Annotated in this window: 15 protein-coding genes; 12 read left to right on the top strand and 3 right to left on the bottom strand. The window is 52.8% G+C overall.

The window, feature by feature from the left end; all coding sequences use genetic code 11:
- Nucleotides 1-17: 17 nt before the first annotated feature.
- Both ACZ48S_RS02145 and ACZ48S_RS02140 read right to left on the bottom strand, forming a co-directional pair.
- The gene (locus ACZ48S_RS02145; RefSeq protein WP_464213605.1) at nt 18-257 is read right to left on the bottom strand and encodes a hypothetical protein; all 240 of its coding nucleotides are present in this window, start codon (nt 255-257) and stop codon (nt 18-20) included.
- Between the two features lie 571 nt (nt 258-828).
- Nucleotides 829-1149, bottom strand: coding sequence for a Smr/MutS family protein (locus tag ACZ48S_RS02140; protein WP_464213603.1), 321 nt, complete (start codon nt 1147-1149; stop codon nt 829-831).
- 101 nt (nt 1150-1250) lie between these two features.
- Here ACZ48S_RS02140 and ACZ48S_RS02135 point away from each other — a divergent pair, with 101 nt between their 5' ends.
- Both ACZ48S_RS02135 and ACZ48S_RS02130 read left to right on the top strand, forming a co-directional pair.
- Complete coding sequence (locus ACZ48S_RS02135; RefSeq protein ID WP_464213601.1) at nt 1251-1466, top strand: hypothetical protein; 216 nt, start codon at nt 1251-1253, stop codon at nt 1464-1466.
- A 142-nt stretch (nt 1467-1608) separates the two neighbouring features.
- Nucleotides 1609-2700 carry a hypothetical protein gene (locus ACZ48S_RS02130; RefSeq protein WP_464213599.1) on the top strand — a complete coding sequence of 364 codons (1092 nt, stop codon included), beginning with the start codon at nt 1609-1611 and terminating at the stop codon, nt 2698-2700.
- A 33-nt stretch (nt 2701-2733) separates the two neighbouring features.
- On the opposite strand, the gene ACZ48S_RS02125 is transcribed toward ACZ48S_RS02130, so the two are convergent.
- The gene (locus tag ACZ48S_RS02125; RefSeq protein WP_464213597.1) at nt 2734-3723 is read right to left on the bottom strand and encodes a tagatose 1,6-diphosphate aldolase; all 990 of its coding nucleotides are present in this window, start codon (nt 3721-3723) and stop codon (nt 2734-2736) included.
- Between the two features lie 188 nt (nt 3724-3911).
- Between ACZ48S_RS02125 and ACZ48S_RS02120 the strand changes: the two genes are divergently transcribed.
- From ACZ48S_RS02120 to ACZ48S_RS02075, 10 genes are all read left to right on the top strand, one after another.
- Nucleotides 3912-4151: a helix-turn-helix domain-containing protein gene (locus ACZ48S_RS02120; RefSeq protein ID WP_464213595.1), complete on the top strand. Its 240-nt coding sequence runs from the start codon at nt 3912-3914 to the stop codon at nt 4149-4151.
- Nucleotide 4152: 1 nt separating this feature from the next.
- Nucleotides 4153-4848, top strand: a complete 696-nt coding sequence (locus ACZ48S_RS02115; RefSeq protein ID WP_464213593.1) for a LuxR C-terminal-related transcriptional regulator — start codon at nt 4153-4155, stop codon at nt 4846-4848.
- Nucleotides 4849-4901: 53 nt separating this feature from the next.
- Nucleotides 4902-7307: a GspE/PulE family protein gene (locus ACZ48S_RS02110; protein ID WP_464213591.1), complete on the top strand. Its 2406-nt coding sequence runs from the start codon at nt 4902-4904 to the stop codon at nt 7305-7307.
- A 540-nt stretch (nt 7308-7847) separates the two neighbouring features.
- Nucleotides 7848-9053: a type II secretion system F family protein gene (locus ACZ48S_RS02105; RefSeq protein WP_464213589.1), complete on the top strand. Its 1206-nt coding sequence runs from the start codon at nt 7848-7850 to the stop codon at nt 9051-9053.
- Between the two features lie 60 nt (nt 9054-9113).
- The gene (locus tag ACZ48S_RS02100) at nt 9114-9551 is read left to right on the top strand and encodes a PulJ/GspJ family protein (protein WP_464213587.1); all 438 of its coding nucleotides are present in this window, start codon (nt 9114-9116) and stop codon (nt 9549-9551) included.
- Complete coding sequence (locus ACZ48S_RS02095; RefSeq protein WP_464213585.1) at nt 9548-10051, top strand: PulJ/GspJ family protein; 504 nt, start codon at nt 9548-9550, stop codon at nt 10049-10051. The genes ACZ48S_RS02100 and ACZ48S_RS02095 overlap by 4 nt, the downstream gene beginning before the upstream one ends.
- Before the next feature lie 13 nt (nt 10052-10064).
- A complete protein-coding gene (locus ACZ48S_RS02090; RefSeq protein WP_464213583.1) occupies nt 10065-11279 on the top strand; it encodes a hypothetical protein in 1215 nt (404 codons plus the stop codon).
- 158 nt (nt 11280-11437) lie between these two features.
- Nucleotides 11438-12034 carry a hypothetical protein gene (locus ACZ48S_RS02085; protein ID WP_464213581.1) on the top strand — a complete coding sequence of 199 codons (597 nt, stop codon included), beginning with the start codon at nt 11438-11440 and terminating at the stop codon, nt 12032-12034.
- Between the two features lie 2 nt (nt 12035-12036).
- Entirely contained in the window at nt 12037-13497 is a 1461-nt protein-coding gene (gene pilM, locus ACZ48S_RS02080) for a pilus assembly protein PilM (protein ID WP_464213579.1), read from the top strand.
- A gap of 33 nt (nt 13498-13530) precedes the next feature.
- Nucleotides 13531-14658 carry a type IV pilus twitching motility protein PilT gene (locus ACZ48S_RS02075; RefSeq protein ID WP_464213577.1) on the top strand — a complete coding sequence of 376 codons (1128 nt, stop codon included), beginning with the start codon at nt 13531-13533 and terminating at the stop codon, nt 14656-14658.
- The last annotated feature ends 267 nt before the right edge of the window (nt 14659-14925 follow it).

The following is a 14925-nucleotide window of genomic DNA, read 5'->3' as shown; positions in this document are numbered from 1 at the left end:
TAATCCAAACGCTTTTTCTATATTACCTTAACCCCCACTCTGTCATTACCCGTGAAAACGGATAATCCATACACCGTACCCGTCATTGAACCACACCAGTCATTGCGAGCACCAGCGAAGCAATCTCGGTCATCCTGTCCCTGTCCCATACCGTCACTGCGAGGCTCCCGCCGAAGCAGGTCTGGTAATCTGTCTAACGTCATTGCGAGCCCCAGCGAAGCAATCTCGGTCATCCCGTCCCTGTCCCATACCGTCACTGCGAGGCTCCCGCCGAAGCAGTCTCGGTACCCCAACAACGTCATTGCGAGCGTCAGCGAAGCAATCTCGGTATCTATTTTGGTTATTTGAATTTGAGTATTTGATATTGTTTAGCGTTTAGAAATTCGATATTAGGATTTGTTTGCTTTTTGGTTCTTAAGATTTGAGATTTTCCCGCTTCCCCTTTTCGGTCATTTGATATTAGATATTGTTTAGGATTTAGATATTAGTATTTAGAAATTATATAGTGCTTCGATATTAGAATTTCCCGCTCGGCGTCTCTGTCATTCTCGGCGAAAGCCGGGAATCCACTTCCTTGTATAACTGATAACTGAAAACTATTAACTTGGGTAACTGACCACTGCCAACTAATAACTGTGAACTTATCAAACTGAGAACTCTAAACTACTGACAACTGAAAACTGAAAACTGACTACTAACCTCTGACTACTTAACCGTTTTTGAACCTTTGAATTTAAGTATTAGATATTGTTTAGCATTTAGACATTCGATATTAGGATTTAGAAATTACATAGCGCTTAGCTATTAGAAATTCCCGCAAAGAGAGCCTTATCTGTAACTCAAGTCCACCACCGTCACCCCGGAGCCACCCTGCCACAGGTCCGCGACACGGTAATCCTGCACCAGCGGATGCCCGCTGAGATACCGGCTCACTTCGGTCCGTAACACCCCGGTTCCCTTGCCGTGGTTAACCCGCACCCGGTAATGACCCGCCTGGAAGGAATCATGCAGGAAACCATCCAGCACCGGCAGCGCTTCCACCACGGTCAGGGCATGCAGATCAACTTCCGGAGCGGTTTCCAAATCCCGGTAAGGCCTGCCGACTGCGGCTGAGGGTTTTCTGCTTTTGCGGTTATTCCTGCGGGCCATGACTGATTATAACATCCGCGCCGCCTGGCCGCTTTTTTTTAGATAACCTATTCCAATTGCCTCTCCCCCGGGTTTATAATATTCATTACAGGGGAAAAGCTATGGCCACTAAATATGATAATAAGGAACTATTATCCCTGAGCCCGGCCAATCCGCCTTCTGCGCTGCTGCCCGGCCCTTCCGGCCAGATGGTATTTAACCTGCTTCCGTCAGGCAGTGGTTTTCAGTTGCCTTTGCCGGAAAACGCGGATGACAAACTGCGTACCGAAAAATCATCCCCGGACCTGGACTGGCACTGTTACCTGGGCAGCCGCTAGGCACCCGTACCGGTCTCCAGCAAGAAAGCATGCCACTGGCAGCGCTTGGGTGAAACGCATAACCGGAAAGGTATTGACACCCTTATAACCGCAACCTATACTTCATTCAAACGGCTTGCATATTTCCGTAAGGAGAGGCGCTATGGATGAAAAACAGATAGAAGAACGCATCCGAAAAGAGGCTGAACAACAGGCCAAACTGGACAAGAAACGCCAGGAGCAGGAGGCCAAAGAAAAGGCTGAGGCCGAAAAGAAAACGCAGAAAGAAGCCGAACTTCAGGCCAAACTGGATAAACAACGCCAGGAGCAGGAAGCCAGGGAAAAGGCAGAAGCCGACAAGCAAGCCCAGAAAGAAGCCGAACGACAGGCTAAGATAAAAGCTGAAGAAGAAAAACAAGCGCAAAAAGAAGCCGAGCGTCAGGCCAAACTGGATAAACAGCGCCAGGAGCAGGAAGCCAGGGAAAAGGCCGAAGCTGAGAAGCAAGCCCAGAAAGAAGCTGAACGACAAGCTAAGATAAAAGCTGAAGAAGAAAAACAGGCTCAAAAAGAAGCCGAGCGTCAGGCCAAACTGGATAAACAGCGTCAGGAACAGGAAGCCAGGGAAAAGGCAGAAGCCGAGAAGCAAGCCCAGAAAGAAGCTGAACGACAAGCTAAGATAAAGGCTGAAGAAGAAAAGAAGGCGCAAAAAGAGACCGAACGTCAGGCTAAACTGGATAAACAGCGCCAGGAGCAGGAAGCCAGGGAAAAGGCCGAAGCTGAGAAGCAGGCCCAAAAAGAAGCCGAGCGTCAGGTCAAAATAAAAGCTGAAGAAGAAAAGAAGGCGCAAAAAGAGGCCGAGCGCCAGGCCAAGGAAGCGGCCGCTAAAAAATCCCCAGTCCCGGCCGTGGAACCGGCAACCGCGGCTTATATTGAACCAACGTCTGCCACAGCCGAAACCTCGGCTCCGTCCGAACCCGCCGCTGGCCGTGAATTTACCGAGGGCAGCTATAAACTAAAACTCACCGGCTTCAACGCGCCGGCAGTCGCCGCCCTCAGGGAAACCCTGCATCGCACGGAAGGCTGTATGCTCACCGCTGTGGCCGGCAGCGCCGAAGGCGTAGTCATCAAGCTGAAACTGGAGCGCCCCATGCTGCTTCTGGATATGCTGTCTGAACTGCCGGGAGTCGCCCGGGTCAATCACTCGGACGGTGTTTTCAACCTGGATGCCGTAGCCTTCAGTTCACCAGCGCAGTAACCGAGGTAGAACTACCATCACCCAACGGTTATCTTAATAAGACCGGTACCAGCCGGCGTCAAGCGGTGCTTTTGCGCCCTTTAATGCTCCCTGTTTCTCTTGCCACGGCCGCCCGTAGAGCCTGGTAAGCCGTATTAGCTCTTCCAGCCGCTCAAGTCCGTTGGTCTCAAAAAACCGCCGCCGTTCCGTCCGGTCATTTATTTCTACCGCTTCCTGCCAGATAGCCCGGCCGCCCAGGAAACCGGACGCTCCGGCGCGGCAGGCCAGTTCCACCTGGCGGCGGAAAACATCAAAATCAGCCCCGGCGGAAAGTATCACCCATGGCGTTCGTGATGCCGTGTCCAGCGCTCGGCAGGCATCAAGCAGCGCGTCATCACTCATAATTAGCTTCATATCCGCCGGAAATTCCGCCTTGAGCACGTCAATCGGCAGCGCCGTCATCATCTCCGCCGTAGCTGTCACTATTTCCGTCTTTCTGGCCCCATAGTCTCCGGCGGCTTCCCCATCCAGCGGGTAACTGACCGGCTCCACCAAAAAAGGAATATCGTATTTACGGCACTCTAAAGCCGTCTTCTCCACCGTAGCCAGTTGCCGCCAGGCCAGGTCCCCGGAATCAGGTCGGAAGTACACCAGCATCTTCACCGCTGAAGCCCCCAGCCTCTTTATCTTCTCCACTCCCCAGCCATCCAGCAGGCGGGTAACCCTGGCGGTTTTATCACCCTCATAGCCGGTAGCCTCCACGCTGACCAGCAGTCCGGTATCCCCGGGCAGCGCCCCTCGGCTTATCGCCTGGGCGGCGCCGTAAATCGGGTCCAGCAGCACAGCGCTGGAAGCCGGTGCCAGCGCCCGGCAGAGGTCGGTCTTAAACTCGGTCATCAACCGGTAGCAGTCTTCGCCGGAAGTGCCGCACAGGCTTTTCTCCAGCGAACCACGGTGGTCCATGGCGGTCATGATGAACCGGCCGTTCTCATCAGCTATCTGCTGCAGCCCCCTCATCTTGCCAACGGTCAAATTAATATCCATGCCTTGATTATGCCCCGCCCAATCCCTTAAAGCAACCCCGGGGCAATCCGGACAATCTAAACTATGGTACTTAAAAACATTAAAAAATATTTTTATTTGGTACTAATTAGGGTCTTGTTTATGTGGTTGGGTTGATGTATAGTACTATTTAGTCACTTTTAGTGAGTTAAAGAAAGGTTTGGAGAGTTATGGAGCAAACATCTAATCAACCCCGGGTCACGCCGATGCTGACCACCAGTGAAGTCGCCGTCATCCTGAATGTCCACATCAACACCGTCCGCCGTTGGAGCAGCCAGGGCACTCTTAAATCCTACCAGCTGGGCCCCCGGGGTGACCGCCGCTTCCGCCGGGAAGATATTGACGCCTTCCTGTCGGGTCACACCCGGCAGCCGGATGATGCCCAGGGCTCTGCCGAGCAAGGAGAATAGCATGAACAAGATTCGTGTCATGATCTGCGATGAGCAGCCTTTTTTCCGTTCCGGTGTGGCCCATGCCCTCAGCAATAAAGATGAGTATGAAATCATAGAGTCAGACCCTTCAGACTCTCCGCTGGATAAGATTGAAGCCGCCATGCCGGACGTGGTTCTGCTTGGTTCGGACCTTACTTCGCAGAACGGCCTGGAACTGGGACGCCGGATTGTGAGGGTTTTCCCCAATATAAGGGTAATTATCCTCTCACCGGACCCCGGCGACACCGAGCTTTTTGAGGTAATCCGCACCGCCGCGGTGGCCTGCGTCCGCAAGAATTCAACCCCGGATGAGCTGCTGGAAACCATCCAGCGCGCTTCCCGCGGTGAATACCCCATCAATGAGAGCCTGTTCAGTCCCAACATCGCCCACAAGGTACTGAAGAACTTCCAGGAACTGACCGAAAGCGACGGTGACCTGGACGTAGTAACGCCGCTGACCAACCGTGAGCGCCAGATCCTTATCCGCGTCACTGACGGGCTGACCAACAAACAGATTGCCACCGAACTAAAAATAAGCGAGCAGACCATCAAGAATCACGTCTCGGCCATTTTGCGCAAACTCAACGCCAATGACCGCGCCCACGCCGCCGTGCTGGCCATCCGGCGCGGCTACATTCCGCTGGGCAAGGACACCGGTGCGCCGGCCGAAAACTAAACGGCTTTGAGCAACGGAAATAATATGTTTAACTAATTTAAGAGGTTTTATTAATGGCAGTATCCACGGTAAATAAAAAGATAACGGAAGGCCTGGCGCCCTACCTCCGCGGCCAGGGCTATGAGGTCACCGAGCAGGCTGCGCTTAACGGACGCTCCGGCCTGGAGCATGATTTTGACCTGCTGGCACGCCGCAATGACGGCTTCACCCAGCGCACCATCGCCTTTTCCGTGATGGCGGATCTTAAAGATAAGGCAGAGGCCGAATCAGCCATTTTCACCTTCGCCAACAAGACCTATGACACTGGCATCAGTGAACGGGTCATTATCCTGCCCACCAGTCTTATTAAAGAGGTGCAGCAGTTTGCTGACTCCCAGAAGGTCCAGATTTTTGACGAGGGTTCGCTGCAGGCGCTGTTCAGCCATGACGACCCCCCGCCGCCTGCTCCGGAGAAAGGTTCTCCTTCACTTGACGGTCCCTTGAAATTCCCGGATCGGAAGAGCCTGGTTGAAGCCCTGGAGAAGAACGGCTACCGGGTGGAGGAGCATGCCCGCCTGCTGGGCCGCAGCGGTATCGAACATACTTTTGACGTCATAGCCAATCAGAACGGCACCAAGGAACACGGCATGGGCATTGATATATTTGAAAACACGCCCATGATAAACCTGCAGGAGATATCCGTTTTTGACACCAAGGCTTATGACACCCGCATCGGCTTCAAGTTCATCGCCACCTCGGCGCCGCTGTCCGATGAAGCCCGCAAGTTCGCTGAATCACAGAAAATCCGCATTATAGAACTGGACTCACCCTACCCGGTTAAGGACAAGAAAGAACCGGCTGCGGAAGCTGAAGCAAAATCCGCCCAGAAGCCGGAAGGCAAAGCTGATAATAAAAGCCCGGACACCGCCGCGTCAAAAACGGAAGCCAAAACAGACAGCAAAACGGAAAAACCCACCAAGGCGGCGCCGGAGCTGCGTCAGCAGCCCTCTGCTGATGCTCTGAAGCTAATCCCGGAAGTCATGGCCCGCCGCTACTGCGCCATGCCCATCAAGACCTCCGGCAACACCCTGGAAGTGGCCATGTGCAACCCTTCGGACATCATGGCTATTGAGGCCCTTTCCGCTTACGCCAAGCGCCGGGTTAAGGCCGTTCCGGCAGATGAATCAGAACTCCGTGACGCCATGGACTTCAACTATAAAGGCTACGGCGAAGTTGATAAGTTCCTCTCCCGTGTTTCCATTTCTTCTGATGCCACAGATGAAAGCCTGGAAGTTGACGCCGCGGTGGACGCCCCGCTGGCCCAGGCGCTCAACCTTATTATTGAAGAGGCGGTCAAAGCCCGCGCCTCAGACATTCACCTGGAGCCAGATGAAGAGCGGTTGCGCGTCCGTTTCCGCATTGACGGCACGCTGCAGGAAATGATGAGCCTGCCCATCAGCGTGCAGCGGGCCATTATCTCCCGCATCAAGATTCTGTCATCGCTCAATATCGCTGACCATCATCACGCCCAGGACGGCCAGTTCTCCACCGTAGCCGGCGGCCGCAACATTGATATCCGCGTCGCCACCGCTCCCACCGTTCACGGCGAGATGTCGGTGCTGCGCATCCTGGATAAGTCCCGCGGCCTGCTGCAGCTGCCGCAGCTGGGCTTTGATGAGAATTCCCTTTCCCGGTTTGAAAACATGCTCCGGGTACCCTACGGCATGATCCTGGTTTCCGGCCCCACCGGCGCCGGTAAGACCACCACCCTGTATGCCGCCTTGAGTACCATTGACACCCGGTCGCGCAACGTAATCACCATTGAAGACCCGGCGGAATACCGCTTCAAAGACATTAACCAGATACAGGTCAATGTCCAGGCCGGCATCACCTTCGCCTCCGGTCTGCGCTCCATCCTGCGCCTGGACCCGGACGTCATCATGGTCGGTGAGGTCCGGGACGCGGAAACCGCCAACATCGGCATCCAGGCCGCCCTGACCGGCCACCTGATGCTTTCATCCATTCACGCCAATGACTCCGTGGGTGTGCTGTTCCGGCTGCTTGACCTCGGCGTCGAGCCGTTCCTGGTTGCCTCTTCAGTCATCGGTGTAGTCGCCCAGCGCATGGTGCGGCGCATCTGTCCTTACTGTAATCATGAAGTTGAAGCCCCGGTGGTAGAGCAGGTCGCTTATGAACGGGAAACCGGTGAAAAGCGCGCCAAGTTCACCTACGGCACCGGCTGTAAATCCTGTGCCTTTACCGGCTATCTCGGCCGTGTCGGTGTCTTTGAGATTATGTATTATTCGGAAACTCTAAAGCGCATGCTGCTGGATGGTGCCGGCGCCGGTGATATCCGCGCCCAGTCCATCCGGGAAGGCATGATTACCATGATGAAGGACGGCATGCTGAAAGTACAGAAAGGCATCACCACTCCATCAGAGGTACTGCGCAACGCCTATTCTCCGGAGGAAGTGTTCTAAAAATTTATTGATTTATATCACATATAGTATTGTAATTAGTAGTATAATAAAGATATGAACAGATGTTGGGCACAAAACAGCTTGGAGACACCGGCTCAGTTGAGGCCGGAACTAGCCGTTATTTCGGCTTTTTCCGAACAATTTTTCGGAACCGCGCCGGGTTTCTATTGCCCAAACTCTCCGTCATTACCACCATTCCGTCATTGCGAGGCTCCGCCGAAGCAATCTCGGTACTTGCCGCCACTCCGTCATTGCGAGGCTCCGCCGAAGCAATCTCGGTTATCCCAGGCTTGTCATTCTCGGCAAAAGCCGGAAATCCATTTCCTTATTCCGTCATTGCGAGGAGCACAGCGACGTGGCAATCTCATCACCAACCGCCACTCCGTCATTGCGAGGCTCCGCCGAAGCAATCTCGGTTATCCCGGGCTTGTCATTCTCGGCGAAAGCCGGGAATCCATTTCCTTATAGAACTGAAAACTGAATACTAATTACTAAGCAACTAAATAACTGAATACCGATAACAAAAAAGGAAACAGAAAAATGGATTTCGCCTACGTAGCCTATAATCAGGAAAGAAGACTGGTCCAGGGCAAGGTAGCAGCCACTGACAAAGAATCTGCTGCCCGCATGCTGGCGCATAACGGCTTCCAGGTACTGTCCCTGAAGTCCAAATCCAAGCTGTTTTCCTCCGGCACCGCCAGTCTTTTCGCCGGCAAGGTGAAACTGGGTGAAATAATCCTCTTCTCCCGTCAGCTGGCACTGCTGCTGGAGTCCGGCACCGATATCGTCACCGCCCTGGAACTGCTCCAGGAGCAGACCACCAATAAAACCTTCCGCACCACCTTGGGGCACGTCGCCAATGACATCCGCGGCGGTTCATCCCTGTCCGGCGCCATGAGCCGTCACCCCAAGGTCTTCTCGCCGCTTTTTCACCGCGTCCTGTCCGCCGGTGAACAGGGCGGTAATTTGGAAATAGTGCTGCGCAACATGGCGGACTTCCTGCAGCGCATGAATGAGACCCAGAAAAAACTTAAAAGCGCCATGACCTACCCGACCGTCGTAGCCGTGGTTGCCGTAATAGTGGTAGCCGTGCTGATGATCTTTGTGCTGCCCACCTTTACTGACCTTTATCGGCAGCTGGGTACTGATCTGCCCGCTGCCACTCAGATACTCATTAACGTAACTGACTTTTCCACCGCATACGGCATCTATATTCTCGGCGCTATCATTGCTGCCGTCATTGGCCTGGTGCTCTGGGGCCGCACCGTCAACGGCCGCTATAATATTGATAAGGCGCTGCTCAGAATGCCCATAATCGGCCGCATTATCCAGCTTTCGGAGCTTTCCCGCGCCGCCCAGACCATCGCCCTTTTGTTCAAGGCCGGTCTGCCGCTGCCGGAAATTATGGTTCAGGCCAAGAACGCCACCTCAAATAAAGTCGTCGGTGAAGCCCTGGATGAAGTCCAGAATGAACTCATCCGCGGTGAAGGCATCTCCGGTCCCATGTCCCGGCGCAAGGTGTTCCTGCCCATGATGGTGCAGATGGTCGGTGTCGGTGAGGAAACCGGTAAGCTTGATGATACTCTCTCCACCGTTGCCCACACCTATGACATGGAGGCGGATGACCGCATCAAGGGCGCCATTGACCTCATCCAGCCCACCATGACCGTAGTCATCGGCCTTATCGTCGCCTTTATCGCTGTAGCCCTGGTCGGCTCTATGTACTCTATGTACGGTCAGCTTTAATAATTAAATAGATATATGCTTCTCCATAATTGCGGAGAAGCTGAAGGTTAAGGGCCCATTATGGCCGCTGTAATTAACAGAATAAAAAATAAGAAAAACGGCTTCAGCCTGATTGAAGTATTGGTGGCTATGGCTGTTTTCGCCATCATCGGAGCTGGTGTGGCTGGAGGACTATTTACTTCTTCCAAAGCTACATTACTGACTGATGTAGGGACTCAATCAGAAACCCTGGCCAGAAGCCAGATTGAACTGCTCAAAACCCACGTCGATACTTGGTATGATGCTGATAATGACCCACCTGACTATAGCAGTTATATATTACCTGTTCTTACCACCGATCCGACTTTGGTTAATTATTCAATTATTATTACCGCCGAAAGACTCGACCCTGAAGGAGATGGGCTTTCGGACGACGATGGCCTGCAAAAAATAACTATTACCGTTCAGCATAACGGAGATACAATAATCAGTCTATCAGACTATCTGGTGAAGCTATGAACACCAAATTATTAAAGAAACAGAAGGGTTTTACCCTCGTTGAACTGCTGGTTGCTATAGCCATAGCGGCGCTGATTGGTGTTGGTATAGCCACAACTGTATTTCAGTTATTCATAGTAAGTAATATGGCTGACTCTAATATGATGGCTATACGCCAGGTGCAAACAGCTGGGCGCTGGGTCAGCCAGGACACTCAGATGGCCAAAGAGGCACTTCCCAACGAACCAACCGGCTCATTGGTATCCCTTACCTGGACAAATCCGGCGGAAACCGTTGAATATAAAGTTGTTTACACTGTTAATGGTATTGATTTGGAAAGAACATATTATATCGATAATGTTGAAACATCTTCTTTTGTTGTGGCAACTTTTATTGATGGCGCTGAAACCACTTACAATTTAGATGATGTAGGTGTAACATTTACTGTAAAGGCGGATGTGAATGGGCACACCCATACCCATGAATTCAAAATAGTTTCACGCCTCTACGTCTCGGCGTAAGGGGGAGGAAAAGATGAAAAAATATAAACTGCTATTACAAAAAAGAGAACGGGGCTACGTATTTATCCTGACACTGATTGTCTTGGCCGTATCCAGTCTTATTCTGGCGCCACTATTAAGCTTCATGGCCAGTGGGTTGAATGTTGGCAAGTCTTTTGAAAACCGTACCGAAGAATTCTACGCCGCGGATGCTGGCGTAACTGATGCAATCTGGCAGATAGGTAATCATACTGCCAACGTTCCCACCGTTGATGAACCAGCCCCTATTTCCTACAGCCTTGCCTCGGCGGTTAATGGGCGAAATGTCAATATCACTATTCATTTGATAGACTCTGATGAACAGATCTATCAAGTTGTATCAGAAGCTGTCAGCACAGACGGAAAGAAAACCACTGCAGATGCTTATATCAGCCCTTCTGGGCAATTCGGAAACTTCATGGAAAACGCCATTACCAGTCCTGGAAATGTCACTTTAGGGCCTAATGCTTCCGTGGAGGGCGACGTCCAGTTCAACGGTTTCCTTGATAACAAAGGGGATATAACCGGTGATATTTCTGAAGCAGAAATCCTGAATTGGCCTACCACTGATGCCAGTACCCTCTCGCCATCATCAGATGACCAGCTCGCTTATTTCTACTGGAATGATGTCGATGACATATATGACAACAATAACATGACCACAGATAGCACACTGTATTTTTACGCTGGCGCAAGCTGGGGTCCTTTGCTGCGTGACGGAAATTTGAGCATAAGGGGGGGCGAGAAATTCCCAGATTATGTTGCTGGTGATTCCAGCACATATACCTCTTTAGCTGGTACCATATATGTTAACGGTGACCTTGATATTGACCAGAACGGTGCAAAAAACCCAACGATCAATTTGGGGGGGCAAACTATTTATGTTAGCGGTGATGTTTACATAGCACCCAGTATTACTCTGGTTGGTGAAGGGGCCATTATTGCCAAGGGTGACATCAACTTCCAGCCTAATACTGGTAGTGCTGATTTCATCTTCATTATGTCCATTGAGGGGAAAACTACTTTGAAACCGGGCGGTGATTTCACTGGGTCAGTGGCTGGTGCCGCAGAAGTTGAAATGTACCCCGGGGCTACTCTTTCGCATCCTGGCACAGTACCAGTTGGTATTAATGTTCCGGATTTTTCGACCACCGGTGATGGTAGTGGCCTGCAATGGCACATAAGAAACTGGACGACAACAATTCAATAAAGTGAAAGGTATAAGAAGCATTATTATCAATAATACAGTAGTTCCTCAGCAGTGAGAAGGATGACGCGGCGGGTGAATCAGAGGACCTAACCCAGAATAAGAATTATGAGTAACCTTTACTATTACTTAAAACTCAATAAACTTAACAAGGAGTCCGCATGAAGATCGGTAAAGCAGTAATCGTCACCCTCTTCCTGGGAATTATTGCCATCGGCGCCGGCATGTTGTTCATGCTTTGGCAGGATGAGCTTGACCGGGGCGAGCAGCTTAACGAGAATTTAGATACAACTCAAGCGTTGTTGCCGCTGGCCCAGGACAGTGTTACTGAAGCAGAGGCAGAGCTTGAAGCCGCTGAGGCCGCTCTGGCGGAGGCGGAGGAGCAGTTGGCTGACATGATAGACCTGTTCCCGGCGCCGCCGCCCCAGGCAGCCATCCAGACCATTGACTACGGCTACCAGATGTTTATCCTGGCGGCCAACAATTCGCTCAACCTCACCGAGTTTCACGCGGATGATTACAGCTCAGTGACTATTGATGACATCCAGTATCAGCGCACCACCATGAGCTTCAAGGTTATCGGCCCGATAAATAATATCAATGACTTCATCGGCAACCTGGAAACCTCAGATCCCTATTTGACGGCCACCATGGATTCCGTTTCCACCCAGATTTTCCATGAGTATGACCCGGATATCGCCGGTGTGCCGTCTCCGGAATCCCTAATCTCAATAACCGTACTGGCATTGGAGAGGTAATCATGTCAAAACAAGTTTCACTTTATATTGAAGACAATGAAATAAAACTCCTGGTCAACAACGGCAAGACGGTGGAGAAATGGGCTTCGCTGATGCTGGATTCCGGCTTGGTGGTTGATGGTGTTGTACAGGATGAAGACGCTGTCGCCGAGAGCCTGCGCGGCTTCATGGCGGAGCAGGAGCTTGGCGGCTCAACTGTCGTGGCTGCCCTGTCCGGCCTGAATTCCATCTTCCGATTGGTATCCCTGCCGGCGGACGTGCCCAAAAATATCCTGGATGAGGCTATTCAGAATGAGGCCAACCGGGTCATCCCGGTGCCCATGGACCAGGTCTATCTTTCCCGGCAGCAGCTGAGTTCGGAAGGGCTGGAGCACCGCTATTTCCTGGTAGCCTACCCCAAGAACGCCGCTGACTCCCTGGTGCGCACCGTTCAGAAAGCTGGACTGAAGATCAAATTCCTGGACAGCGCTCCCCTGGCGCTGGCCCGGCTGTCAAACGTCAACCGCGCCGTCATGGTCAACACCTGGCTGTCCAATATTGACATCATTATCCTGGTTGACCGGGTGCCGGAAGTCATCCGCTCCTTCCCGCTGCCGGCCGAAACCATGACCGACGCGGAAACGGTGATGAGCATCTCGGAAGAGATTTCCCGCACCATCACTTTCTATAATTCTTCCCACACGGAAAACCCGCTGGGCGCGGATGTGCCCATTCTGCTTTCGGGCGCCCTGGCCCGGACAACCGATGCCTGGCCGACGCTGGGCGGCAGTGAAGGTCACCCGGTGGAAGCCCTGACCACGCCTTTCGAGTCGCCGGAGGGCTTTGACGTAGCCCAGTTTATCGTGCCCCTGGGCACGGTGCCCCTGCCAAAGGATGACGCGGCCAACGGCTCGGTCATCAACATCAATATCCTGCCGGCGCAGTACTTGCCCAAGGGCGTTAACTGGTTCAATATCCTGGCCCCGGTGGCCGGCGTATTGCTTATCGGAGCCCTGGTTTACGGCTGGTATTATATTGACGGCATCAAAAAGGAAAATGACCTCATCCAGCCGCAGATAGACGCCCTGCAGACTCAAATATCCCAGGCGCAGGCGGAAGCCGCCGGCCTGCAGAATCAGGTTGAGGCAACCGAGGCTGAGATAGACCCCCTGGAAACCGAGGCTGACGCCCTGGCCGCCCAGTACCAGAGTCTGCACAATCAAAGAATGGAAACTTCCGGTGACGTGCGCGGCGCCTGGAATAATATTCCTTCCAGCAAGGTCACCCTGGACACCATTGACTGGAGCGGCGGCGTACTTACGGTTACCGGCACCGCGACGGAAGGTGAGGCTAATGTCTTTGCCTACGCCACGGCACTGCGGGATACCCATCGTTTTGAAAACGTCATCGTCACCGAAATCATCAAGGAACTGACTGAAGATACTTCGGTGTATATCTATAAATTCATTTTGACGCTTTACTAAGAATAATCAATAATGTATGACTCAGGAAAAAATATGATAGATGTTTTTGCTCTTATAACCCAGGCGCGGGACCAGGACGGTTCGGACCTGCACATGGTGGTGGATTCACCTCCCCTGGTGCGGGTGCGCGGTTCGCTGGTGCAGCTTCCGGTTCCGGTGCTGACGCCGCGGGACACGGAAGACGCCCTGGCACAGTTGGCCCAGCCACAGGAACGGGAAGTTTTCCAGGAAGAGATGGAACTGGATTTCGGCTTTACCATGCCCGGAGTCGGCCGCTTGCGCTGCAACGCCGCCCGCCAGCGGGGCGCCGTGTCACTGGCGGTACGCCTGTTGCCGCCGGAAATACCCACCATTGAGGACCTGGAACTGCCGGACATCTGCAAGGAACTCATCACCGTTCCCCGCGGACTGGTGGTGGTTACCGGCCCTACCGGCAGCGGTAAGTCAACCACCCTGGCCGCAATGATGCAGCACCTTAATCACACCGAGGCCAAGCACGTGGTGACCATCGAAGACCCCATTGAGTACCTTCACCCGGCCGTAAAATGCGCCATCACCCAGCGCCAGCTGGGCACCGATACTCGCTCCTTCGCCCACGCCCTGAAACACGTACTGCGGCAGAATCCGGATGTCATCATGGTCGGTGAGATGCGGGACCTGGATACCGCGGCCGCCGTACTGAACGTGGCGGAAACCGGCCACCTGGTGCTGTCCACCAGCCACGCCCCCAGCACCTACCAGGCTTTAGAGCGTATTATTGACCTGTTCCCGCCGCATGAGCGCCACCTGGCCCAGACCCGCCTGGCCTCGCTGATGGTCGGCGTGTTGTGCCAGTCGCTGGTGCCCCGCGCCATCGGCACCGGGCGCATCGCCGCCGTTGAGGTGCTCTTAGCCAACGGAGCGGTTAAAAACCTGATCCGAGAAGGCAAGATATACCAGCTGCCCAATGTCATCCGCACCAGCCGCGATGACGGTATGATTTCACTGGATGAATCACTGGTTGACCTCTACCGCCGGGAGAAAATAGACCGGGATACCGTGTTCGACTATTGCAATGACATGGAGGAAGTGGAACGCCTGATGGGCGGCAAAACCCGCCCGTCCAACGGCCGCCGCAAGTCCAAATCCTCCAGCGGCACCACCCTTTCCATGCTGCTCTAACTCAAAAATAATACCGGAGTGTAACTTTTGCTCCTTGCGCCGGCAAGGGGCTTATGCTATCATTTGTTCTGTATTATTACTTATTATATTTAAGATTATATGAATTACTATTTGTTTCTGTCCAAAACGAATACCTTTGAATACCGATTATAATCGTAAAAATGGAGTCGTTTCTTTCGTTTCGACCAAAAAAAACCAATTCCCACCGGTATGTCATTCTGAACGAAAACCGGGAATCTATAAACTAAAAACTGAGAACTGAAAACT

The organism is Dehalogenimonas sp. NIT-SK1, from assembly GCF_055384165.1.
Note: the sequence above shows the minus strand (reverse complement) of the source record. Positions and strands in the feature narration are given on the sequence as shown.